Annotated in this window: 20 protein-coding genes; 8 read left to right on the top strand and 12 right to left on the bottom strand. The window is 69.7% G+C overall.

The features are described from left to right. The 3 genes from ACFOWZ_RS04465 to ACFOWZ_RS04455 form a co-directional block, all read right to left on the bottom strand. A partial coding sequence (locus tag ACFOWZ_RS04465; protein WP_382369066.1) for a non-reducing end alpha-L-arabinofuranosidase family hydrolase occupies positions 1 to 1,466 on the bottom strand: 1,466 nt, incomplete at its 3' end. Positions 1,467 to 1,589: 123 nt separating this feature from the next. Then, positions 1,590 to 3,500, bottom strand: coding sequence for an alpha-L-fucosidase (locus tag ACFOWZ_RS04460; protein ID WP_382369063.1), 1,911 nt, complete (start codon positions 3,498 to 3,500; stop codon positions 1,590 to 1,592). Positions 3,501 to 3,867: 367 nt separating this feature from the next. Then, complete coding sequence (locus ACFOWZ_RS04455; protein ID WP_382369060.1) at positions 3,868 to 4,551, bottom strand: FadR/GntR family transcriptional regulator; 684 nt, start codon at positions 4,549 to 4,551, stop codon at positions 3,868 to 3,870. A gap of 268 nt (positions 4,552 to 4,819) precedes the next feature. On the opposite strand from ACFOWZ_RS04455, the gene ACFOWZ_RS04450 reads away from it, so the two are divergent. From ACFOWZ_RS04450 to ACFOWZ_RS04435, 4 genes are read left to right on the top strand one after another with little or no spacing between them, the layout of a single operon-like run. After that, positions 4,820 to 5,608: a class I SAM-dependent methyltransferase gene (locus ACFOWZ_RS04450; protein ID WP_382369057.1), complete on the top strand. Its 789-nt coding sequence runs from the start codon at positions 4,820 to 4,822 to the stop codon at positions 5,606 to 5,608. Further along, positions 5,596 to 6,411, top strand: coding sequence for an aldo/keto reductase (locus tag ACFOWZ_RS04445; RefSeq protein ID WP_382369054.1), 816 nt, complete (start codon positions 5,596 to 5,598; stop codon positions 6,409 to 6,411). Before ACFOWZ_RS04450 ends, ACFOWZ_RS04445 begins: the two co-directional genes overlap by 13 nt. A 31-nt stretch (positions 6,412 to 6,442) precedes the next feature. Beyond that, positions 6,443 to 7,285 carry a sulfotransferase domain-containing protein gene (locus ACFOWZ_RS04440; RefSeq protein ID WP_382369051.1) on the top strand — a complete coding sequence of 281 codons (843 nt, stop codon included), beginning with the start codon at positions 6,443 to 6,445 and terminating at the stop codon, positions 7,283 to 7,285. After that, positions 7,278 to 8,666 (top strand): MFS transporter, encoded by a 1,389-nt coding sequence (locus ACFOWZ_RS04435; RefSeq protein WP_382369048.1) that lies wholly within the window; start codon positions 7,278 to 7,280, stop codon positions 8,664 to 8,666. The genes ACFOWZ_RS04440 and ACFOWZ_RS04435 overlap by 8 nt, the downstream gene beginning before the upstream one ends. On the opposite strand, the gene ACFOWZ_RS04430 is transcribed toward ACFOWZ_RS04435, so the two are convergent. Genes ACFOWZ_RS04430 through ACFOWZ_RS04405 form a run of 6 tightly spaced genes read right to left on the bottom strand, consistent with a single transcriptional unit; the run spans position 8,566 to position 14,962 of the window. Then, on the bottom strand, positions 8,566 to 9,762 hold the full coding sequence (locus ACFOWZ_RS04430) for a hypothetical protein (RefSeq protein WP_382369045.1): 1,197 nt from the start codon (positions 9,760 to 9,762) through the stop codon (positions 8,566 to 8,568). The genes ACFOWZ_RS04435 and ACFOWZ_RS04430 overlap by 101 nt on opposite strands. After that, positions 9,759 to 10,268, bottom strand: coding sequence for an adenylyl-sulfate kinase (locus ACFOWZ_RS04425; protein ID WP_382369042.1), 510 nt, complete (start codon positions 10,266 to 10,268; stop codon positions 9,759 to 9,761). Before ACFOWZ_RS04425 ends, ACFOWZ_RS04430 begins: the two co-directional genes overlap by 4 nt. After that, complete coding sequence (locus ACFOWZ_RS04420; protein WP_382369039.1) at positions 10,265 to 11,023, bottom strand: phosphocholine cytidylyltransferase family protein; 759 nt, start codon at positions 11,021 to 11,023, stop codon at positions 10,265 to 10,267. Before ACFOWZ_RS04420 ends, ACFOWZ_RS04425 begins: the two co-directional genes overlap by 4 nt. Next, positions 11,020 to 11,610 carry a gamma-glutamyl-gamma-aminobutyrate hydrolase family protein gene (locus ACFOWZ_RS04415; protein ID WP_382369036.1) on the bottom strand — a complete coding sequence of 197 codons (591 nt, stop codon included), beginning with the start codon at positions 11,608 to 11,610 and terminating at the stop codon, positions 11,020 to 11,022. The genes ACFOWZ_RS04420 and ACFOWZ_RS04415 overlap by 4 nt, the downstream gene beginning before the upstream one ends. Continuing rightward, on the bottom strand, positions 11,607 to 13,934 hold the full coding sequence (locus ACFOWZ_RS04410) for a PEP/pyruvate-binding domain-containing protein (RefSeq protein WP_382369033.1): 2,328 nt from the start codon (positions 13,932 to 13,934) through the stop codon (positions 11,607 to 11,609). Before ACFOWZ_RS04410 ends, ACFOWZ_RS04415 begins: the two co-directional genes overlap by 4 nt. Continuing rightward, positions 13,931 to 14,962 (bottom strand): NAD-dependent epimerase/dehydratase family protein, encoded by a 1,032-nt coding sequence (locus tag ACFOWZ_RS04405; RefSeq protein WP_382369030.1) that lies wholly within the window; start codon positions 14,960 to 14,962, stop codon positions 13,931 to 13,933. The genes ACFOWZ_RS04410 and ACFOWZ_RS04405 overlap by 4 nt, the downstream gene beginning before the upstream one ends. 182 nt (positions 14,963 to 15,144) lie before the next feature. Here ACFOWZ_RS04405 and ACFOWZ_RS04400 point away from each other — a divergent pair, with 182 nt between their 5' ends. The 3 genes from ACFOWZ_RS04400 to ACFOWZ_RS04390 all read left to right on the top strand — a co-directional run bounded on the left by ACFOWZ_RS04400 (position 15,145) and on the right by ACFOWZ_RS04390 (position 18,108). Beyond that, positions 15,145 to 16,083, top strand: coding sequence for a hypothetical protein (locus ACFOWZ_RS04400; protein WP_382369027.1), 939 nt, complete (start codon positions 15,145 to 15,147; stop codon positions 16,081 to 16,083). 70 nt (positions 16,084 to 16,153) lie between these two features. Continuing rightward, the gene (locus ACFOWZ_RS04395) at positions 16,154 to 17,377 is read left to right on the top strand and encodes an ABC transporter substrate-binding protein (RefSeq protein WP_382369024.1); all 1,224 of its coding nucleotides are present in this window, start codon (positions 16,154 to 16,156) and stop codon (positions 17,375 to 17,377) included. Then, on the top strand, positions 17,374 to 18,108 hold the full coding sequence (locus tag ACFOWZ_RS04390) for an inositol monophosphatase family protein (RefSeq protein ID WP_382369021.1): 735 nt from the start codon (positions 17,374 to 17,376) through the stop codon (positions 18,106 to 18,108). The genes ACFOWZ_RS04395 and ACFOWZ_RS04390 overlap by 4 nt, the downstream gene beginning before the upstream one ends. A gap of 392 nt (positions 18,109 to 18,500) precedes the next feature. Here the strand turns inward: ACFOWZ_RS04390 and ACFOWZ_RS04385 are convergent, their stop codons facing one another. Further along, entirely contained in the window at positions 18,501 to 18,845 is a 345-nt protein-coding gene (locus ACFOWZ_RS04385) for a winged helix-turn-helix transcriptional regulator (RefSeq protein WP_382369018.1), read from the bottom strand. Between the two features lie 520 nt (positions 18,846 to 19,365). Here ACFOWZ_RS04385 and ACFOWZ_RS04380 point away from each other — a divergent pair. Then, positions 19,366 to 21,264, top strand: coding sequence for a BTAD domain-containing putative transcriptional regulator (locus tag ACFOWZ_RS04380; RefSeq protein WP_382369015.1), 1,899 nt, complete (start codon positions 19,366 to 19,368; stop codon positions 21,262 to 21,264). Positions 21,265 to 21,432: 168 nt separating this feature from the next. Here ACFOWZ_RS04380 and ACFOWZ_RS04375 read toward each other — a convergent pair whose 3' ends face one another. Continuing rightward, the gene (locus tag ACFOWZ_RS04375) at positions 21,433 to 21,846 is read right to left on the bottom strand and encodes a YybH family protein (RefSeq protein ID WP_382369012.1); all 414 of its coding nucleotides are present in this window, start codon (positions 21,844 to 21,846) and stop codon (positions 21,433 to 21,435) included. 14 nt (positions 21,847 to 21,860) lie between these two features. Next, positions 21,861 to 23,042, bottom strand: coding sequence for an acyl-CoA dehydrogenase family protein (locus ACFOWZ_RS04370; protein WP_382369009.1), 1,182 nt, complete (start codon positions 23,040 to 23,042; stop codon positions 21,861 to 21,863). Positions 23,043 to 23,113 lie beyond the last annotated feature (71 nt).

Below are 23,113 nucleotides of genomic sequence, written 5' to 3'. Positions count from 1 at the left end.
AGCACGCCCGGCTTGTAAGGCAACAGACCGTAGTCGATGCCGTCCGAGCTGGGATCCCGTCCCTGGTACAGGAACTGCAGGTTGCAGGGGTCGATGGTCTTGGTCTGGTCCGGGTTCGTGCGAACGATGTCGCCGTGGCTGATGTCGTTGGTCCAGCCGGCGTTGCTGTTGGCCTTGCCCGCGAACGGGTTGGCCTCGGTGGCGGCCTGCGGGGTCCACGTGCCGTTCAGGCTCGTGGCGGTGAACGAGCGGAAGTAACGCCCGCGCGAGCCCATCGCCTCGACGATCATCAGGTACTGGTTCTGGTCCTTGACCTTGTAGACCTCGACCGCCTCGAAGAGGTTCGCCTTGGTGTCAGTCATGATCTTCGTGAAGCTGGACCCGAAGCTGCCGGGGAAGTTCCCGATGGGCATGCTGGCGCGGTAGATGTTGCCTTCGTCGTCGGCGAAGAACATGTACACGTCCGTGCCGTCGGCGATGATCGTCTGGTCGATGGGGGCTCCGACGGGGAGCGTGCCCGTGAACAGCGTCTGCTGCGCGGACCAGCCGTTGGGGTTGGTGGGGTCGCTCGACGTGCGGTAGGAGAACGTGTCCGGCCAGCCCCACTGGTAGGCCATCACCCAGATGTTCTTGGGGGCGAAGTAGAACAACGTCGGTGCGACGGCGCCGAAGGACATCGAGTTCTGGGTGGCGCCGGCCATGTCGGACCAGTTCGTGAACGGGCTGAAGACCGTCGACTTCCAGGCGTCTCCGGTGTCGTGCGTCGTGGCGTAGACGAGGTTCTTGCCGTTGTGGACGACGGCGGTGAAGTCCTTGAGCGAGACCCATCCGGGCCTCGGGTTCGCCAGCGCGCCGGTCGACGTCCAGCGGTACGTCGACGGCAGTGAACACGTGCCGCCGCCTCCACCGACCTGGACGAGCTGCCACTGCTGGTTGTTGCCGCCCCAGTCGCTCCACTGCACCACGGCGGCGCCGTCGGCGGCCGAGGCGCCCTGCACCTCGACGGCCTTGCCGCTGTTGCGGCCCAGCAGGCGGACGTATCCGCCGCTGGAGTCGGACAGGCTGAACTGCTGGTTGGTGCCGCCGCTGTCGGTCCACTGCTGCACGACGGCACCGTCGGCGGTCGAAGCGCCCCGCACGTCGACGACCTTGCCGGAGTGCCGCGCGCGCAGCTTGTAGTAGCCGCTGCCGGCGTCCACGAACTGGAACTGCTGGTTCGTGGAATTGGTGCGGGTCCACTGGATGAGGCTTGCGCCGTCGGCGGTGGACGCGCCGTTGACGTCGAGGGCCTTGCCACTGCTGCGGTTCACCAGCACGTACCAGGCGCTGGTGTCCACCGTGGCGGCCGATGCCGACGTGGAGACCGCGGTGAGCATCCCGCCCACGACCGCGACGGCCGCCGTGGCGGCCAGCCCCGACCGCCACCGACGACGCCATCTCGCGGTGAACCCGAATCCGACTGACATGGAACTTTCCCTTCAGCATGCGGGGACCGGCGACACGAGGACGCCGAAGGGGGCGCATTGTTAGCGCTAACAATCTTGCCCGCGAAAAATGGGCAACGTGATCAGGCGGTGTCCGTCGAACGGTCAGACCGCCGAGATCGTCCAGTGGTTGTTGGTGCTCCCGTTGGGGGTCCAAAGGATCACCGTGGAGCCGGAGGTCGTGTTGCCCGCGCCGTCGAGCGCGGTTCCGGTGCCCCGGTTGATGATCTGGTAGCGGCCGTTGCCGAGGTGGTTGAGGCGCCACTGCTGGTTGAGGCTGCCGTTCCACGCGGTCTGCACCGCGTTGGCGCCGTTGGCCGTCGCGCCCGCGCTGTCGGCCACGAGGCCGTTGGTGCGGTTCACTAGGCGGTAGTAGCCGCCGCCGACGTCGACCAGCTGCCACTGGAGGTTCGGGCTGCTGTCCCACGTCCACTGCTTGACGACCGACCCCGCCGCGACGCTGCCGCCGCCGTCGAGCGCGAGGTTGCTGGTCACGTTGCTGATCCTGGCCCAGCCGGTGGGCAGCGGTGCCGCGCCCAACGCGGGGATCTGGCCGGAGAACGTCAGTTTCACGACGTACGCGGAGGCGGCGAACGGTGCGCTGGAGGACGGCATGGAGATGTGCAGGCCGGAGCTGTCCTGGGTGCGGTTCGGCAGGTTCGTGTAGGTGCCCGCGGTGGATCCGAGCAGCTGCACCGAGGTCAGCGTGCCGAGGTTGATCCGCGAGGAGGACAGCGTGGTGATGTTCAGGGTGCTGCCGGGCCAGCCGAGCACGGTGGCGTAGAGGACGTTGCCGGCCTTGTTGCGGGTGAAGCGGATGTCGGTGTTGGTGCCGGCGCGCGGGGTGGTGAAGGAGCCGCCGCCCATCTTGGTCGGCCCCTCGCCGTACGCAGCCCACGCGCGGGTGCCGTAGACCGACTCACCGAAGCGCCTGAGGTAGTCGCCCATGCCCAGCAGGATCGTGCGCTGTTCGGCGGGGATCGTGCCGTCCGCCATCGGCGCGATGTTGAGGACCATGTTGCCGTTCTTGCTCACGCGGTCGATCAACGAGTGCAGCATGGCGTTGAGCGAGTAGTAGCCGATGCCGACGGTGTAGCACCAGCTGGAGCTGGAGATGCTGTCGTCGGTCAGCCAGAACGGGTTCTGGATGTCGGCAGGGCCGCCGCGCTCGAAGTCGAAGACCTCGCCCCTGTTGTTGAAGCCGTCCTTGTAGGTGGCGACGACTTCCTTGTCCCACGCCACGGCCTTGTTGTAGTAGTACGCGAGGAACTTGAGCCGTTGCGCTTCGTCCACAGCGGACAGGTTGAAGTCCTGCCACAGGATGTCGGGCTGGAAGTTGTCGATGACTTCCTTGAGCTTGTCGTACCAGAGCTGGTTCTCCGCGGCCGTGCCGAGCTGTCCGTAGAGCTTCTTCAACGTGGTGGTGGACTGCGTGGGCACGTGGTCGTAGAAGCCGGTGTAGTTGTACGCGTGGTGCATCGCCACCATGAGCTTCATGCCCTTGGCCCGGATCGCGTCGGCGTGCAGCCGCACGAGGTCCAGCTTCGGGCCGCGCGCCACGGAGTTCCACTCGTTGACGGCGCTGTTCCACATCGAGTACCCGTCGTGGTGCTCGGCGACCGGCCCCGCGAACTTCGCACCGGCGTCGGCGAACAGCTGCGCCCACTCGACGGGGTCGAAGTTGCCGCCGGCGGACTTGAGCTTCGGCGCGAACTGGTGGAAGTTGCCGTTCTTGTCCCGCGCTCCGTCGATGAAGTTGTGGTACGGCCAGGCGGCCGGGTCGCCGAACACGCTCTTGTGGTGGGTGTTCGCCGACTGCCCGTCGATGTGCATGTTGCGCGGGTACCACTCGTTGTCGTACGCCGGGACGCTGAAGACGCCCCAGTGGAAGTAGATGCCGAACTTGGCGTCCTGGAACCACTCCGGTGCCGGCGGGTGCTGGTCGACCGACTCCCAGGTCGGCGAGTAGCTCGTCGGCCCGGGAATCGCGGCGCCGGCCGGGGTGGAACGCAGCACGTCGAACGTGCCGGACAGGGCTGTTGCCGCTCCGGCGGCTCCTAATGCGGTGAGGAACTTTCGACGGTTGTGAGGAGCTGGTGACACGACGGTTCCTCCCGATTTGGCGGTAGCCGCAACCCGCGAGACATCTGACGTTAAGCGGAGGAAACATGAACCGTCAACAACAGCGTCTCTACAGGCTCCGCAGCCCGCATTGATCGGATGGCAGGGCCCTGAGCGGTGATCGACCCGGTAAACCCCTTTCACTCCAATGGTTTTCGCTGGTGGTGCCCGCGTGTCGGCACGGTGGCGCTGGTCGTTCGGTGATCGGTTGCGTCTGACGACAAGGTTGTCGGTGAGGGCAAGTGGTCCGATGTATCGGTGCTCAGGAGTTCGAGAGGATCGCGCGCAGCCAGGCTTCCGAGGTGTTGACGTGCACCATGGCGGTGGACTGCGCGAGCAGTTGGTCGCGTGCGAGCAGGGCCCGGTAGATCGCCTCGTGCTCGGCGAGCGTGATGTGGGAGGCGTTGGCCTCGATGAGACCGCGCCACACCCGCGCGCGGACGGTCCGGGTGGAGAGCCCTTCCAGCAGGGAGGCGAGCGTCTCGTTGCCGGTCGCGGTGACGACGGTCCGGTGGAACGCCGTGTCGTACCGGATCAGCAGCTCGGCGTCGTCCTGGGCGGCCCGCATGTCCTCGAGGATCTTGCCCAGGGCGCCGAGGTCCTCCGCCGACATGCGGATCGCCGCCAGGCCGGTCGCCATCGGTTCCAGCAGGCGGCGAACCTCCATGACCTCCAGCAGGGTGTCGTCGCGCAGCAGTTCCACCGCGAGGCCGACCCCTTCGAGCAGCAGGCCCGGCCCGAGGCTGGTGACGTACGTGCCGTCACCGCGGCGCACGTCGAGCACGCGTGCCGCCTCCAGGACCTTGACCGCTTCGCGCACGCCGCTGCGGGACAACCCGATCTGGGCGGCCAGCTGGGGTTCGGGTGGCAGGCGCGCACCGGGAGGCAACTCGCCGGACCGGATCATGGCCCGGATCTTCGTGATCGCCTCGTCGGTCAGTGCCATGCCAGCCCTTCGCCGCGCGTGCGCAAGGCGGGCATCTTATCCCCGCCGCCGGAGGGTGATCGCGACGGCGAGCAGCCGCCACGGCGTGACCTGGACGCCGGCCCGGGAGCCGGCCGAGTTCTGGCCGCTGCTGCCCGGCGCCGATGCGCAGCGTTTCCGTGCGAGCACCACGGGTAACCGTTGGTGACGTCCCCCTGTGAGCGGGCGCCAGGGGGCGGGCGCGTGATCTGGGGTCGCCCGACGGACGGGGTGGGGAGACAGAACAGTCGTGACTGCGCAACTCAAACACGGTGAGTACACCGGGATCGCCGAGAACTACTCCAAGTACCGCACGGGTTATGCGCCCGGCGTGCGCGCGGCCGTCATGGGGCTGCTGGCGGCGCCACCTGCCGAACTCGACGTCGTCGAGGTCGGGGCGGGCACCGGCATCTGGACGAGGATGCTCGCGCAGCTGGGATTCCGGTCGTACACGGCCGTCGAACCCAACGAGGACATGCGCACCACCGGCATTCGCGACTCGGCCGGGTACGACGTGAACTGGTTGGCCGGCAGCGGGGAGAACATTCCGGTCGGTGACGCATCGGCGGATCTGGCCACGATGGCGTCGTCGTTCCACTGGGTCGACTTCGACCAGGGGACCGCGGAGTTCTGCCGGATCCTGCGGCCCGGCGGGTGGTTCGTGGCGCTGTGGAACACCAGGCTGATCGAGGCGAACCCGTTGGTGGCCGAGACGGAGGCCGAGCTGAAGCGGCTCCAGCCGGATCTCAAGAAGGCGGCGTTCGGCAAGTCGAGCTTCACCGAGACGCTGACCGAAAGGCTGTGGGAGCACGAGGGTTTCGACGATCTGGTGACGCTGGAGGGCCGGCACGTCGAGACGCAGTCGGTCGAGCGGTACATGGGCGCCTGGCGTGCGGTGAACGACGTGCGCGCGTCGCTGGGAGAGGAGAAGTTCGCGGAGTTCCTGCGGCGCACCGAGGAACGGCTCTCCGGGGTCGACGAGCTGGAGATCACCTACCTGACCAGGGCGTGGGCGGCGAGGCGCCGGTGCGACATGTGACGGTGCGGGGTGAACGGGTGCCGGCCCTGGGGCTCGGCACCGGTCAGCTCGCGGACGACGTCTGCTACCGCGCCGTGCGGCACGCGCTGGACCTCGGGTACCGGCACGTCGACACGGCGCGGGCGTACGGCAACGAGCACGCCGTCGGCAAAGCGTTGCGGGACAGCGGGATCGACCGCGACGAGATCTTCCTGACCACCAAGGTGTGGCGGGACGACCTCACCCGCGACCGGGTGCGCGCGTCGGTCGCCGCGAGCCTCGGCGACCTCGGCGTGGACCGCGTCGATCTCGTGCTCGTGCACTGGCCGTCCGACGACGTTCCGCTGGTGGAGACGATGACGGCGTTGCGCGAGCTGCGCGACGAGGGCAGGACGCGGCACGTCGGGCTGAGCAACTTCACGCCGTCGCAGGTGCGGGAAGCCGCGCGGCACGCCGAGGTCTTCTGCAACCAGGTCGAGTACCACCCGCTGCTCGCGCAGGACGAACTGCTCGGCCAGGCGAGGAGGCTGGGACATCTGCTGACCGCGTACTCACCGATCGCGCAGGGCGAGGTGGCGCGGGAGCCCGTCGTGCGGCGCATCGCCGAACGGCACGGCAGAACACCCGCCCAGATCGCGTTGCGGTGGCTGGTCGAACAACCGGGCGTCGCGGCGATCCCGCGGTCGCACAGGCCGAAGCACATCGAGGCGAACCTGCGAATCTTCGACTTCTCCCTGGCGGAGGAGGAGAAGCAGGAGCTGCACAGGGTCGCGCGGAAGCGTGCCGTGCGGCTCAGCGACCCGGAGTACGCGCCCCGGTGGTGAAGCCCGGCGATGGTCACGAGGGGAGAAGCGAATGACAGTGATGCCTGACCCGGTGCTCGCCGGGCAGCGGATGAGCGAGGACTACCAGCGCAACATCGGCCGCATGGGGATGCGGGACGTGCTGGTCGCGAGCTGTGGTGGTGCCGGACAGTCCTACGTGGGCAACATCCTGCACGAGCTGTCGGTGAACTACGTGGACGCGTACACCGAGGAGCTGCGCGAGGACGGCACCGCCGTGGCGAGGACCGAGCACGGCGGGTACCGCAAGCACCTGGCGTCCTTGCACGACAAGGACAACACGGCACCGCCGGTCGAGCCGTGGCCGAGGCTCGTCAAGACCCACCACCCGCCGGAGATGTTCCCGGACGGCTCGTTCGGCGCGGTGTGGCTGCTGGTGCGCGACCCGAGGGACGCGCTGTACTCGCTCTACCAGTGGCGGCACAACTTCGCGGAGGCGGAGTGGGATCGCGTGCCACCCACGTTCGAGGGCTGGCTCAGCGGCCGCGGTGACTTCACCGCGAGCCCGGTGGACGACTGGACGGCGTTCCACCAGGCCTGGTTGCGCCGCACGCCCGACTGCACGGTCCTGCGGTTCGAGGACCTGAAGCGCGATCCGGAAGGGGCGCTCACGGAACCGTTGCGGCGGCTCGGCGTGCGGTTCGACGAAGCCCGGCTGCGGCGTGCCGCGGACAACAGCTCGTTCGACAAGATGCGGGCGCACGAGGACGCTGTCTCGGCGACCGGAGAGCCCCGGATGATCCGCGACGGCCGGGTGGCGGGCTGGCAGCGGTGGATGACGCCGGAGCTCGCCGGGTTCTTCCGCGACGACGAACTCCGTGCCGTGGCGGTGAAGTTCGGGTACGACCTTGACTAGCACCACCGCGCCCACCGGGGTGACGCGGCCGTGGCCCACCGCACTGGTGCTGGCCACGGCCATGTTCCTCGTCCTGTTCGACAGCCTCGCCGTCGCCACCGCGCTGCCGCACATCGGCGAGGGCCTGGGACTCGGGCCCGGGTCGCTGCAGTGGGTGGTGAGCCTGTTCTCGCTCAGCATCGGCGGTCTGCTGGTGCTGGGCGGGCGGCTCTGCGACCTGTGGGGCAGGCGGCGGATGCTCCTCACGAGCATCGCCCTGTCCACCGCGGCGTGCCTTCTCGCCGGCCTGGCGCAGGGCCTGCCCCTGCTGCTGACCGGTCGCACGTTGCAGGGCGTCGGCGCGGCGTTCGCGATCCCGGCCGCGCTCGCCTCGGCGGCGACGCTGTTTCCCGAAGAACCCTGGCACAGCAGGGTCTTCTCGATCGTCGCCGCGTCGGCCAACTCGGCGGGGCTCGCCGGTGCCGTGGTCGGCGGGCTGCTCACCGCGGAACTGGGCTGGCGGTGGGTGTTCCTCGCACCGGTGCCGGTGGGTGCCGTCGCGCTGGTGGCCACCTACCTGCTGGTCCCGCCGGACCCACCGCGGGCCTCCGGATCCGCCCGGCTGGACCTGCCGGGGGCGTTGCTCGCGACCGGTGGCCTGGTGGCGTTGATCTACGGTGTCGGCCAGTTCGCGGAGACGAGTTCGCCGCGTGCCTTGGTGCCGGTCGCGATCGGCGTGGCGCTGCTCGGCGTTCTGGTCGTGGTCGAACGGCGGGTCGCGGACCCGCTCGTGAAGCCGCGCGTGGTGCGCTCACGCCGGTTGGTCGGCAGCTGCATCGCGTTCGGCGCGCACTCGGCCGCGTACGCCGCTGTCGTCGTCATCGGCAGCGTGTACCTGCAGGACGTCCACGGGCTTTCGGCGGCGGGTGCCGGGCTCGTGCTCGCACCGGTCCTGCTCGCCGCGATGATCAGCGCGGTGCCCGCCGGCGCGCTGACGCGGCGGTTCGGCTCACGTGTGGTGGTCGCCGTGTCGCTGGCGTTGTGCGCGGGCACGCTCGCGGTGGTGGCGTTCAACACCGACAGCTCGCTCGCCGTGATCATGCCGTGGCTGATCGCGTGGGGGCTGAGCGCGGGCCCCGTCTACGTCGGGCTTACCAGGGAGTGCATCGGCGACGCCGCCCCGGAGGACCGCGGCACCGCGTCGGCGCTGTTCGAGTCGACCACGCACGTCGGCGGTGCCGTGTCCATCGCCGCCTACCTGCCGTTGCTGGGGGCCGGTTTCGGCTACGCGGGCGTGGAGTTCATCGGTGTGGTCGTGGTGGCCGCCGGTGCGATCGCGACGTTCCTGATCCTGCCCGGTCCAGGAGCTCCTCGACGACAGGAGCCAGTGCCCGGGCGATGAGCTCGTTGCCCTCGCCGCTCGGGTGAGGGCCGAGCTTTCCGGCCGCCCACAGGCTTTCGTCGTCACGCCGCAGCACGTCCGTCACGTCGACGACCGGCAGCGCGGCACTCGCGAACACCTCGCGGTAGGCGGTGTCCTCGTCCGTCGGCTGCGGCATGACGAGCAGGACCGGCTCCTTGCCGTGGGATCGACACGTTTCGGCGAACCGGTCGATCAGGGCGCGCAGCAACGCTTTCGAGCCAGGATCGCGGTACAGGCGGGCCGTCCACCGCGCGTTGTCGCGCAGCACGACCTGGAACGCCTTCTTCCGGTTCCCCCTGAGCAGATGCCACATGATCGGCACGTGCCTCCGCCACCGAGCCAGAACCCGCGGCAGGTAGGGGAAGGTGAGCACGTCACGAAGGAACTTGCTGCGGTAGAACCCGTCCAGCCGCTGGATTTCCGGCAGGCGCCGCCGATACGACACGTAGTCCTCCGGGCGTCGCACGGCGCTTTGGTGGAGCACCAACCCGTTGGTGCCCAAGGTGAACCGGGGCTTGAACGCCAACGTGTTGCCGTATTCGAAGTAGTGCTTCCAGTACGACTGCACGCGCGCGATCGTCTCCGGTACGACACCCATCACGACCACGCGGGCGTCCAGCGCGTCGATCTCGTTCTCCAGCCGCAGCAACGCCTGGTCGAGCCCGTAGTTCCCGACGCCGTAGTTGGCGACGTTCTCGCCGAGCGCGACCGACAGGTGGTGCGGCCAGGTCTCGTCGTCGTCGACCAGACGGCAGAACGTGAACGAGTCGCCGAACGCCGCCACCTCCGCAGGCTTCGCGCCGAAGCCGGGGTTGAGTCTGCGGCCGTGCGGGTCGACGGTGAACGAGGTGTCACCGTTCGCCGTGTGTTCGATCGCGTGTTCACCGGGGACGCGGCACCAGCCGAGATCAGCGTCGAACGACCTCGCGCCGTGCCGCCGCGCGAGCGCCTCGGGAATCTCCGGTGCGGCGTCCGCGGGAACGATCAGCCACGGGAAGTCCCGCCGCAGCCGCCGGACGAGCAGGTGCAGGCCGGCCTCGACGGCGGCGCAGGACAGCAGGACGGCGCCGATCACTTTCCGAGCACCTCGTCGAGCACACGGCCGGCGAGCACGTCGGGAGTGCCGTCCGCGCCACACCCGCGCAGCACCAGATCGGGTTGCGCGGGACGGGGGAACGGGATGTCGACACCGACCACGTCCCGCACCTCACCGGCCCGCGCGGCGCGGTAGAGGCCCTTGCTGTCGCGCTGTTCCAGCACGTCCATCGGCACGTCCAGGAACACCTCGAAGTACGACGAGAACGTCTTCCGGTTCCACTCCTGCCACTCCGGGAAGATCGACAGCACCGCCGCGACGACGGTGATGCCCTGCCGGTCGAGCATGGCGCACAACCTGCTGATCCGTCCGGCGTTGACCTCCCGTCCCGCCAGGTCGTGCCCGAGGTCGCCGCCCCACACCTCCCTCAGCAGGTCGCCGTCGAGGTACACCGTCTCCGGCCTGCTCTCCTTCAGCTGCCGGTACAGCCGGGTGCCCACCGCGGTCTTGCCGGCACCCGACATGCCGATCAACCAGACGATCACGACGCCCTCCTGCCGGGACGACGCAGCAACCGTTGCGCGACAAGCGACTCGCACACCTCGAGGTCGCTCTCGTGGTCGACCTCACCCCAGCCGCCCCGGTACGGCACGGCCTCGACGCGGTGCCCGGCGTAGATCAGCAGCTGCAGCAGACCTGTCATGTCGAGCCGGTCGCGCTGGCGGGCGGACAGCCTGTCCAGCGTTGTTTCGACGGCGGCCCAGCTCGCCGGGGTGAACCGCAGCAGACCCATGTACTGGCCCTCGATCTCCTCGACGTCGGCCGCCCGGCCGCCGATGCGGGCGACGGAGCCGTTGTCGGCGAGCACGAACGTCTCGGCGTCTTCGAGCGGGTCGTCGAACCTCCGCGACCACAGGTCGTGCCAGCGCGGGTCGTAGGTGATGGCCAGGTCGCCGCGGGCCGCGACGAGCGCGCGGACCGCAGCCGGTTCGAACACGATGTCGCCGTAGGAGACCACGCACGGCTCGGTCCGCAACCACGGCGCGGCGGCGCACAGCGACACGACCATGTTGGTCTGGTCCCACCTCGGCGCGTAGAACGTCGGCATCCCCAGGCGCCTCAGCAGATCCGCCTGGTACCCGACGACGATCGCTGTCTGGTCCGCGCCTCCCGCGATCAACGCGTCGCGCTGCCACGCCAGCAGCGGCTGGCCCGCCAGCGGCACGAGGCACTTCGGGCGGTGGTCGGTGAGAGATCCCAGTCTGCTGCCGCGACCGGCGGCGAGGATGACTCCTTTCACGATTCCTCCTGAAAGACGCGACGGAAGAGTTCTTCGTCCTCAGCGGCGAACGGCGTCATCCGTTCGGGATGCCACATGACGCCGACGAGCGGCGCGGTCTCGTGCCGCACCGCCTTCACGACGTCGCCGGAGCCGCTGACCCACGTCCGCAGCGGCGCGACCGTCGTCGTCGCCGCCCAGTTGTGGAAGCTGTTGGCCGGCCGCGGTTTCCCGTCGACCGTCAGCGTGACGCTGGGGGAGACGTGCCCCTCCACGCGGTGCAACGGCACGCCGAAGTGGTGTTGCAGGACCTGCATGCCGCGGCACACCCCGATCACCGGTGTGTGCCGGCACAGCGCGAGGTCGACGAGCGCGTGTTCGGTGGCGTCCCGTTCGGGCGCGTCACCGCCGCACACACCCAGGTCGTTGCCACCTGTGAGCAGCACGCCCGCGACCGGCAGCTCCGTGACGATCCGCTGCGCCGTGTCCGCGTCGTTCGGCAATGGCAACGGCATCAGGCCGCAGTGCCGCAGGAACCGCGTCCAGGCCTGGTCGAGCACGTCCTCACCGGCCACGACCCGTTGGGTGACACCGACCCACGTCGTCATCGCAGCACCCGCACCTGACGGTTGGCGCAGTCGATGGTCAGCGACTTCGCTGCCCTGCACCGGTTGTAGAGCACGTCGCCCGCCCCGATGACCGCGGGCACGCGCAGCTGGTGAGCGCGGATGGCCATGTGCGAGTTGACCCCGCCGAACCGCGTCACGAACCCGGCGATGCCCTCCGCGAAGATCCAGTCGTAGCCCGGGTCACCGCTGGGCAGCAGCAGGATCTTGCCCGCCAGCTCGGACGGGTCGGAGCGCACGGTGCGCACCGGTGCCGTCACGACCTCCTGCGTCACGTAGTTCGGGTCGAACGGCGGCAGGTGGAACGCGGTGACCTCCTCCGGGGAGGTGATCACCGGTGGCAGCACGATCCGGCGGGTGAGCTCGTAGCGCCGCCTGCCCTCCTCGACGGCGCGGTGCAGCACGTCCGAGACGTCCTCGGAACCCTTGTACAGCCGGTCGACGCAGTCGATGTCCACGTAGGACATGTCGTTCGCGTCGAGACCGCACTGCGCACCGAGGTCCTTGATGAGCGACATCGCCTCGCTGAGATGCCGGGAGAACTCGAACTTCGACTCCTCGCGTCGTGCCACGCTGTCGCCGATGAACGCGAGAAGCCCCTCGGGTGTCTGGTCGATCCGGTGCGCGCGCAGCAAGTCCCCGATCTCGCGCAACTTGGCCGGAGGCAGCCGGAAGTCCTCTTCGTGGGCGACCCTGGCCGGTGCCGAGGAGAAGTCGAAGTACAGGTCGGGCGCCTCGTCGTAGCGCGGTGAGCGGATGTCGTACGTGCCGGGACGCAGAAAGCCGTACCGGGACAGGAACTCGTCCTCGGTGAGCCGCGCCCGGTCGCGGAGCATCTTGTTGGTCACCGTGTCCAGCGAAGCCATCAGCGCGGAGACGTCGGCCTGGGTGAGCACACCGCACTCGACCAGCGACCGCAGCAGGTCCGCGGCGACGAACCCGAGCCGGGCGAAGCCCGCGAACGCGAGCGTGCCGAACCGCCGGCAGTCCTCGAGCAGCCAGTACACCTGAGCGACCAGGTCCTGGCGCGAGTCGCGGATGCCGGGCAGCCGCTCGCGCAGCGACGCGATGTGCCACTCGTCCTCGCGGCGGGCGCGGTGGTCGGACCGCAGCAGGCGGTTGGTCAACGCCCGCAACGAGTCCTCGATCCGCGCGCGTTCGCCGCGGTCGAACTCGTGACCGGCGCGGTCGCGCAACCGGTCGGCGAGCGTGAAGTTGTACGCGGAGAACGTGACCTCGAACTCGAACTTGTCGTGCAGTTCGGGGTTCGCGACGAGCCGGTCGACGTAGTGGCCCGCGAGGCGTTCGGCGAGAGGTTCCTCCAGGTTCGCGGGGATCAGCGAGTTGGCGCTCACCCGCACGTCGATGTAGGGGAGACCGGAGAAGTCCACGAGCAGAGGGAAACCGCGCACGTCGCGGTAGCCGTACCTGGCCCGTTGCTCGGCCCACTCCTTGTCGGTGATCAGCCTGCGGTACAACGACAGCGACAGCGGGCGCGGTCTGGTGCCGATGATCTCGGCCGGGTTCCAGTCCGGCATGACCCCGAACGCCGTGCGCGGGCCGAGCAGGTAGGGGTGCGGTTTGCTCGCGGCCACGACCTTGGCGGCGATGCCCTCCAGCGCCGCCGCCTGGTCCGCGCGGCACGGCGACGTGGTGACCGACAGCGGGCGCGCCTGCAGCAGCCGCAACCGGTCCGCGCCGTCGAAGGCGAACTCGACGTCCAGGTCCGGTGTGCCGCACAGGTCGACGAGCTCGGAGGCGAGTGCGAGGACGCGGCGCATGCGGTCGTCGCGCGGCGGCGGGCTGTCCGGCCACTGGTAGAACGTCCTCAGATCGGCGGCCTTGCCGCTCGTCACGGCGGAGCAGTCACCCGTCTCGTCGTAGTTCACCACGCGGTACGGGGCGCCGGTGTTGGGGTCGCAGGTGAAGACGACGCCGCTCACGGTCGCACCGGAGACCATGGGCTGCACCAGAACCTGTTGGCGCGCCAGCCCTTCCTCGCCGTCGACGCGGTAGGAGTCGATCACCGCCTCGATCGCGGTGCGCAGTGCCTCGCGTCCGGTCACACCGCAGACGGACAGGTACTTGCCCGGCATGAGGCTCCCGGCCCTGTCCTCGTGCAGCGTGCTGCTGCGCACGACCAGCCGCCGGTCGCCCCACGGTTCGTCCTGCACGGCGTCGAGCAGCTTGCCGGGGTCGCCGCACCACGACTCGACGTCGAAGTACACCATCGGCAGCACCGACGCGGTCGTGACCACCGGCGCGAGCTGCGCCAGCGTCTCGGCCTTCGAACCGAAGACGATCATCGCCCTGCCACCCCCACGCGCTGTCCCCGGCGGAAGATCGTGTCCACGGCGGGAGGAGCAGGGTGGTCACCGAGCTCGGCGGCGAGCGCGCGCACGCCCTCGGCCAGTGAAGTCCTGGGCGCGAAACCCAGGCCGCGCAGCTTCGTCGTGTCGGCGACCAGCCGGTAGGTGTCGTCGGTGATCGACTCGTCGCTGATCAGCGAGGCCTGCCGTCCCGTCACGGTGCCGATCACGTCGGCCAGCTCGCGCAGGGAGGTCTCGGTGCCCGACCCGAGGTTGTAGACCTCGCCCTCGTCGCCGCGGGCCGCGAGGAAGAGCAGCGCCCGCACGAGATCACCTATGGAGCAGAAGTCGCGCGTCTTGGCGTCGACGTCACCGGTCGCGCGGATCGGTTCACCGTTGAGGTGCCAGCGCAGGAACTGCGTCACCTCGCCGCCCGCGCGCTTCGGGTCCTCGCCCGGTCCGTAGAGGGTGAACGCGCGTCCGATCGTCGCGGGCAGGCCGAGCGCGTGCTTGAACACGCTGACCACGTGCTCGCCGGACAACTTCGAGGCGCCGTACGGAAGAAACGGCGCGACCGGGTGGTCCTCGGTGATCGGGCACGTCCGCGGGACGCCGTACACCATGGCGCTCGACAGGTAGACGAGCTTGCGCACGGACGACCCGGCCAGCGCCTCGCACAGGTTGAAGGTGCCCTGCGCGTTGGTCTCGAAGTCGAACCTGGGCCGGTCCACCGAGACCGTTCCGCTCGGGTTGCCCGCCAGGTGCAGCACCAGGTCGACCTCGCGCAACGTCGGCGTGATCGCGCGGACGTCGCGGATGTCGACCCGGTGGTGCGTGACGTTGCCCGGCAGCAGGTCCGGCGGCGGCGCGATGTCCAGCACCAGGACGGAACGTCCCGCCGCGGCGAGCGTCGCGACCACGTGCGAGCCGACGAAACCGAGACCACCGGTCACCGCGACCCGCTCGAACCTGCCCAAGTCAGCGGCGATGTCCGAGACATCGACCGCGGCACCCATCGCCTGCATGTGACTCCTTCACGGTCCCCCGGCCCCCAAACGCGCTGGCAGGCACTCGACGTGTTCACCGACTGTCATCAGTCGTTCACCGTCTGGTTTGCCTGGGTTCGCTCGCGGGCAAACCGATCAGGGGTGGCCGAGACCTGCCGCGCGAAGGGGGATGGCAGGTTGGTGACACGAAGGGGGCACAGGTGTCGTCGTTCACGGCATTGGGGTTGAGCGAGAACGACTGGGACGCGTACCAGGTGTGGCTGCGGCATCCGAGCTGGAGCATCGAGCAGGTGGCGGCGCGGATGAGAACGTCCGTCGACGTGGTGTCCGCGTGCCGGGATCACCTGCTGAGACAAGGACTCCTGGTCGTCGATCCCGCGGACGGGGCGCGCCTGCTGCCGGTGGGCCCCGACGACGTGACCGAGCGGATGCTCGCCGAGATCCAGCTCCAGGCGGAACGGCGGCGTGCCGGAGTGCTGAAGGCCCAGTCGGAGCTGTCCGCGCTGCTGTCGTTCCACCTCGCCGAACGGGTCGAGGCGCCGACCCTGGAAGTGGAGCGGGTGCCGTCACCGACGGCCGCGGCGCTGCGGCTGGACGAGCTCCTGCGCGCGGCGAGCCGGGAGATCCTGGTGGTGCACCACGGAACGCCGCCGTGCTGTGAAGCCGGTGTCGCGTGCCACGTGGTGCGTGACCGGGATGTCCCGGTGAAGGTGTTGTACGGCAAAGAGGACGCGGCGGAACGTCTGGACGAGCTGTCCGCCGACGGTCTCGACGCGCGCGCGACCGGTCAGGTGCTGTCGTGGACCGTGGTGGTGGACCGGGCCGTCGGGGTCGTGCCCGCGGACGACGCCGTGCTCGTCGTCCGCAACCCGGGGATCGTCGCAGCGTTGGTGTGCGCGTTCGAGCACCACTGGTCGACGGCACTGGGACTGGCTGACTCCGCCGCGCCCGAAGTGGGGGAGCGGGACCTGTTGTTGTTGCGGCTGCTCGCGTTGGGCATCAAGGACGAGGCGATCGCCCGTCAGCTCGGCGTCTCCGTGAGATCGGTGCGGCGGCAGACGTCCGCGCTGTTCGCCCACCTCGGTGTGACGAGCCGATTCCAGGCCGGTGTGCAAGCGGTCCGCCGCGGCTGGCTCTGACGCGTCCGGTCGGTGCCACTGGCCGCAACCGGACGTTTCCCGGTCGTGGCGCGAGGTGAAGCCAGACCGCATGACAAGGCTGCTGGCACTCGCGGCCGTGGGCGCGCTGCTCGGCGCGTGTGCTCCGGCGAGCACCACCCCGGTCCAGATCACCGTTCTCGGCGCGACCTCCGACCTGCACGGCCACATCAACGCCGCGTTCGACGAGTGGGAGAAGCGCAGCGGGATCTCGGTGCACTACGAGACGTCCGGCGACTTCGAGAACGTCGCCAAGTCCCGCGTCACCGGCGACAAGCCCGATCTTCTGCTGTTCCCGCAACCGGGTCTGCTCGCCGAGTTCGCCCGTCAGGGGCACCTCCGCCCGTTGGAGGTCGACGACGCCGTCGGGCGGCTGCAACCCGGGCTGTCCGACCTCGGCGTCGTCGACGGCACGCGCTACGGCCTCCCGCTCAGCGTCAACGTCAAGAGCCTGGTCTGGTACCCCAAGAAGGAGTTCGACCGCGCGGGCCTCACCGTGCCGCGGACGTGGGACGAGCTGGTCGCGCTGACCGACCGCATCCGCGTCGAGCAGAAGACCGCCCCGTGGTGCGTGGGCGTCCAGGACGGCGGCGCGACGGGCTGGGTGGCCACCGACTGGATCGAGGACGTCGTCCTGAGCGACCACGGCCCCGCCTTCTACGACGCGTGGGCCTCCGGGCAGGTCCCGTTCACCTCGCCCGAGGTGCGTACCGCGTTCGAGAAGTTCGACCGCCTGGTGTTCTCCGAGGGCAACGCCGCCGGCGGCAGGCAGGGAGCGCTCGCCACGACGTTCCCGAAGGCGAGCGATGCCATGTTCGCCTCGCCGCCGGGCTGCTGGCTGCACAAGCTCGGCAGCTTCCTGATCGGCTCGTTGCCGGACAACGCCCGTTTCGGCGTCGACTACGACGTGTTCCCGTTCCCCGGCAACGGTGCCGTGTCCGGTGGTGGTGACTCGGTCGCGCTCGTGTCCGACCGCCCGGAGGCCCGGAAGGCGTTGCAGTACATGACTTCCGCGGAGTGGTTCAAGCACTCCCGCGCGCACGAGGGCGGCGCGCTCTCCGCGTTCACCGACGTCGCGCCGTCCGACTACCCGATCCCGGCCGACGCCGCCGTGGCCGGAGTCCTGAACGACGCCACGACGTTCCGGTTCGACGCTTCCGACCGCATGCCGGGCGGCGTCGGCACCGGCGTGCTGTGGAAGGAGCTGACGGCGTGGATCGGCGGTCAGAGCCTCGACGCCACCCTGACCCACGTCGACGCGGCGCGTGGCTCGTGAACGACCACCTGCTGGCCCGCCATCTCGCGGTTCAGGCGCGTGACCTGCTGGTGGACCTCCGCCGGACCGGTGCGTCAGGACCGGAGCTCGGCGCGGAGGGAGACTGCCGGGCGCACTCCCTGCTGATCGAGTCGTTGCGGCGGCACCGGCCGGCGGACGCGGTGCTGTCCGAGGAGAACACCGAGGCCGTGACCAGTCCGCGGGCGGGACGGCTGTGGATCGTGGACCCGCTCGACGGCACCCGCGAGTACTGCGACCGGCGCGACGACTGGGCCGTGCACGTGGCGCTCGCCGACCGCGGGCAGCTCGTCGCCGGTGCCGTCGCACTGTCCACAGGGGACGTTCACGACACCGCCTCGCCGTCACCCCTGCCGCCGTCCCCACCGCGTGATCGTCCGCGCGTGGTGGTGAGCCGCAGCCATCGGCCGCCGCTGGTCGACGCGCTGGCGTCGGTGCTCGACGTCGACCTCGTGCCGGTGGGGTCCGCGGGGGTCAAGACCATCATGGTGTGCATGGGGCTCGCGGACGCCTATGTGCACGACGGTGGGCAGTGGGAGTGGGACAGCGCGGCGCCCGTGGCGGTTGCTCGGGCGGCCGGGGTGCACGCGTCCCGGATCGACGGGGCGCCGTTGACCTACGGCAACGAGAGGCCCTACATCGAGGACCTGCTGATCTGCCGGCCGGAGCTCGCGCCCGGGTTCCTGGAGGCGCTGCGGCAGGCAGTGGTGTGAGATCGACGCCACAAGCCGGGCTCCAAGTTCAGTCGGACGGGCTAATCCAAGTGGGTGTACGGGCGCTGTGCCGTTCAGGCTGGCCACGGCCTGCTTGCGAAGCAGGGAATCGGCCGCGCGGAGGCGGAGAGGGGCCGGTCGTCCGCGGACGGTGACCTTTCGGGCAGAAATCATGCCACCGGTAGGCCGCGTCGGCGGAAAATGTCGACAAATGCCGATCAAGCTGTGAAAGGTTGTCGAGAACTCACGGAGTGCGGGGTGCGGACACGACGAAGCCGCCACGCGCAGGGGCCAGTTCGCCGCGGTCGCCTCCGCGGTTCGCCGGACCCCGCCGGGTGGCGGCTCCGTTCGGATGTCCTCTTTCGCCCGGTTCGCGGGCGGGTCGAGCGGGGTCAGCTGTAGCTGCAGGCCACGGCCGTACCCGTCCGCTGCATGTGCTGCGAGCCCCAGTCGTTCAGCGGCTGCAGGGCGGCGCTCAGGGAGTGGCCGAGCTCGGTGAGCGAGTACTCCACCCTGGCCGGGACCTCGTCGAACTCCTCGCGGACGACGAGATCGTTGGCCTCCATTTCACGCAGGTGCTGAAAAAGGACCTTCTCGCTGATTCCGGGGACCTGCCGGCGCAATTCTCCAAACCTTCTGCGCTGGTCTCCGATCGCCCAGATGATGAGTACTTTCCACTTTCCGCCGATAATGTTGACGGCGGCGTCGAGACCGCACACGTACGTTCTGATCGCCACTGCTGTTCCCCTGACCTGCCGGTGAGTGCTTACTGGAAGGTAAGTACTTGTCCGCTGTTGCGCCACAGATACTATATCGATTGGTGACCGGTTTGCGTAGCTTGTGCTCCGCCGCTTGAGCTGCGGCGGCAGACCGCTTCGTCCGACTGGGGGGACGTAAGCGTGACGTACGCCTGCCGGGATCCGCCTGGGGTACCAATGTCGCTGCCTCTAGTGCCTTCGTCGTACCCAGCGGCATCCATTCGGCAACCGGGGGACTGCAACGATGCGCTTTCAGCTTTTAGGCCCGCTGACCGTTTCTGATGATGATCACCAAGTCCCTTTGGGAGGAACGCGTCAACGAGCTACGCTGGGCGTTCTGCTCCTACAGGCGAACCAGGTCGTCGCGACCAGCAAACTTCTCCGCACTCTCTGGTCGGTAGACGACGCACCCAGCTCCGCGAGGAAGATCCTGCAGAACTCCGTGTGGAGTCTGCGCACGTTGTTCGCGGCACATTTCCGCAGTGAGAACCCACCGCTCGTGAGGACTCAGGCACCCGGTTACATCTTGTGCGTCGACTCCCAGCAGGTCGACTCGCACGTGTTCGCGCAGTACGCCGAGCAGGGCAGGGCGAAGCTGGCCAGCGCTCCGGCGGAGGCCGCCGGTCTGCTGCGCGAGGCGCTGTCGTTGTGGCGCGGACCGGCGCTGGCCGACCTCGTCGAGACCGGCATCGTGTGGCCGGAGCTGGCCGCGCTGCAGAACGCGCGGCTCGACGCCCTGGAGGACCTGTTCGAGGCCGAGCTCGCGTGCGGCCGGCACCAGGCCGTGCTCAGCGAACTGGAGATCCTGGTCGAGACCGAGTCCCTGCGGGAGCGTGCGTGCGAGCAGCTGATGCTCGCCCTCTACCGCTGCGGACGGCACGCCGACGCGCTGGCCGTGTTCGCCAAGGCGAGGACCGCGCTGGTCGACCTCGGTCTCGAGCCGGGGTGGCGGCTGCGCAACCTCCAGCAGTCCATCCTCAGTCACGACCCGGCGCTGAGCCTGCCCGAGCGCGTCGAGGTCGTCTCCGTTCCCCGGCAGCGGGAGCTCCCTGTCGGGTCGGTGCCTCTTGACAACCGCAGGGTCGTCTCGGTCCTGCTCATCCGCGCGCATCCGGCCGTCGACGAGGACTCGCTGATGCGTCCGGTCGACGCCCGGCTGGACGCCGTCGCCGCCGAGATCCGCCGGATCGCCGGTGACCACGGCGGGGCCGTCGTCGCCGCGCTGGGCTCCACCACGGCGGTCCTGTTCGACGGCCGTCCCGGAGCGGAGCGGGCCGTGCGTGCCGCGGGCGAGCTCCGTTCGGCCCTGCACACGCCGATCGACGCGTCGTCCGCGCTGCGGGTCACCATCGCGGTCGTCACCGACGAGGCGGGTGTGCACCACCCCGGTCCCGGCGGGGCACCGGTCGTCGCCGGCGGCATCGTCGAGTGCGCGCACCGGATGCTGGCCACCGTGCCCGACGGGCACATCGAGCTGTGCCCGCAGACCAAGGCCGCCGCCGGGGTCGCGGACGACGACGAGCTGCTGCCGTTCATCGACCGCGAGCGGGAGATGGCGCTGCTCGGCGACATGCTGAACCTGGTGCGCCACCGGTGCCGGCCGCACCTCGTGACGGTGCTGGGCGACGAGAGCATCGGCAAGACCCGGCTCCTGCGCGAGTTCACCCGCACGCTGGCCGACGAGCCCGTGCACGTGCTGCACGACACGGGCCTGCCGGGGGAGGGTCCGCTCGCCATGCCCGGCCGCGTCCTGTCGCGGCTGTGCGGCATCACCGACTCCGACGAGCCGGCCGAGGCGACCGCCAAGCTCACCGCCGCGCTGGGCAGCCTGGTCGCGCGGGACGACGAACGCGAGTGGATGGGCCGCTGGCTCCGGCCGTTCGTCGACCCGCCCGGCGACGACAGCCACCTCCCGCACCTGGCCGAGATCCTGCACGCCTGGTGCGTCTTCCTGGCCGACACGGCCGTCCGCGAGCCGGTCGTGCTGATCTTCGACGACCTGCACGTCGTCGACGCCGCCGTCCAGGACGCGCTGGAAGGGCTCGCCGAGTCGGCCCGCGCGGTCCCGATGCTCGTCGTCGTGTCGGCCCACCCCGGCCTGCTGCGGCAACGTCCCGGCTGGGGCGGCGGCAAGCGCTACGCCGCGACCATCACCCTCGACCCGCTGTCCGACGCGGGGGTCGAGCGCATGCTCCAGGTCCCCGCCACCACCCGCAACCGCTCGCTCACCAGGGCCATGCGCACCGTGGCGACGACCCTGCTGGCCGAGCCGGAGCAGGACGACGAGGCGCGTCGCCTGGCGATTCACCGGCTGGTGCGGTCGGCTCCGCAGTGGGCGGTGGAGACCAAGGAGCTGGCTCCTTCGTGCGGCAAGTCGTCCACTTCGGACGGATCGTGATTTCCTGCCACAGGCCGTCCACTTCGGACAGGGCCTGAACTGGCGGAAGGGGCTCGCCGCGGGTAAACCCCCGCCCGCGACGAGCCTCTTCCGTCTTCCCCCAAAGGACAGTGACGAACGGGGCCGGTCGTCCACGAAGGACGACCGGCCCCGCTGTTGACCTGTGCGTCAGTCCAGGGGGATGGACTCGAGGACCACCGGCCGGTCGATCGACATCATCCACTTGCCCTCCGCGGTGCGGACGAGGACGTCGGTGCAGATGCCGTTGTGCTGCGTGGTCTTGCCGTTCTCGTCGGTCAGCTGGAGCTTGAACTCCACGACGATCAGCGAGGTGTCGGCGGTGGAGTGGGCGTACTTGACGACCGAGTCCAGCTTCGGCTTGGCGGCGAGCATCTCGACGATGCCCCTGGTGCGGTCGGCGCCTGTCCTCGGGGTGCCGGTGAGGTTCGAGATGGCGTCGGGCAGGTACAGGCTGTCGAAGACGTGGCCGTCGCCCGAGTTGAACGCGGCGAGGAACACCGCGTTCTGGACCTCGGGGTCGTCGGTCAGTTCGAGGTTGGCGAAGTCGATCTGCGCGGTCATCGGAATTCCTCCGGTCACAGGAAGTGGTTCTGCGGGTCGAGGCCGAGCAGGACGCGGCCCTGCACCTCGAGACTGGTGTTGAGCTGGAGCAGGCCGTGCTGGGCGAAACCCTGCACGTCGCGGTGGAACCGTTGCAGGGGCATGCTTTTGGCGATCACCGACGCTCCGGAGGCGCGGTACAGGGTGTCGACGGCCTGGCGGGCCAGGTCGATGGCGAACGCGGCCTGCCCGCGGATGTCGGCCTTCTCCTCCCAGCTGGGTTCGACGCCGGCGTCGGCGTGCTTCTGCAGCAACGTCGTCATCCGGTCCAGCAGTGCCTCGCCCGCCGCGATCTGGTTCGCCGCGGTCGCGACCTGGATGTGGGTCAACGGGTTGTCGGCCTGCGACGTCCAGGACGAGTGCGAGATGGCGCGGCCCGGCAGGCGGGAGACGAACAGCTCGTACGCGCCGCGCGCCATGCCGATCATGGTCGCCAGGGCCTGCGCCTGGACGAACGCGTAGAGGCCGTAGTTGCGGCCGGTGGCACCGGTGTTGGAGCGGTCGGTCAGCGTGCCCATGACCGCGGACTCGGCGTCGGCCACGCGGTGCGCGGGCACGAACACGTTGTCCGCCTTGCTGGACACGCTGCCGGTGCCGCCCGCCGCGGAGACGTCCCAGTCGTCGCCGAGGGTCATCTGCGACAACGGCACCAGTGCGACGGCCTCGCCGACTACCTCTCCGCTCTCGTCCTCGACCAGCGCGTCCATCATGTTCCAGTCGGCGCCGCGGCTGCCGGTGTTGAACCGCCACGTGCCCGACAGCGCGTAGCCGCCGTCGACCGGCCTGAGCCTGCCGCCGGGGGTGAAACCGCCGGACACCTTGACCTTGCCGCCGGCGAACACCTCCTCCTGGGCGAGGTCGGGGAACAGCGACACCATCCAGGCGGTGCTCACCCACACCATGGACACCCAGCCCGCGGAGCCGCAGCCCCGCGCGATCTCGGTGAGCACGGCGTTCTGCTCGGCCAGCGACAGCTCGAGGCCGCCGTACCGGCGCGGGACGGCCATGGCGAACACCCCGGCGTCCGTGAGGGCGTCGACGGTGTCCTCGGTCAGCCAGCCCGCATCCTCTGCCGCCCGGCCGTCGGCCCGCAGCTTCGGCACGAGCTCGCGCACCGTGTCCAGGACCGCGCCGGGCGCGGTGTCGGTGGTGGTCACCTTGCCTCCTCGTTGGTTCTCCTCGAATGTGGACGACGCTAACCACGCACCGCCCCCTGTCCGTCCCACGC

Origin of the sequence: Lentzea rhizosphaerae (assembly GCF_042649515.1) — a bacterium.
In the GTDB taxonomy this organism is placed as follows: domain Bacteria; phylum Actinomycetota; class Actinomycetes; order Mycobacteriales; family Pseudonocardiaceae; genus Lentzea; species Lentzea aerocolonigenes.
The sequence above is the reverse complement of the archived record's forward strand: the minus strand, read 5'-3'. Positions and strand labels throughout refer to the sequence as shown.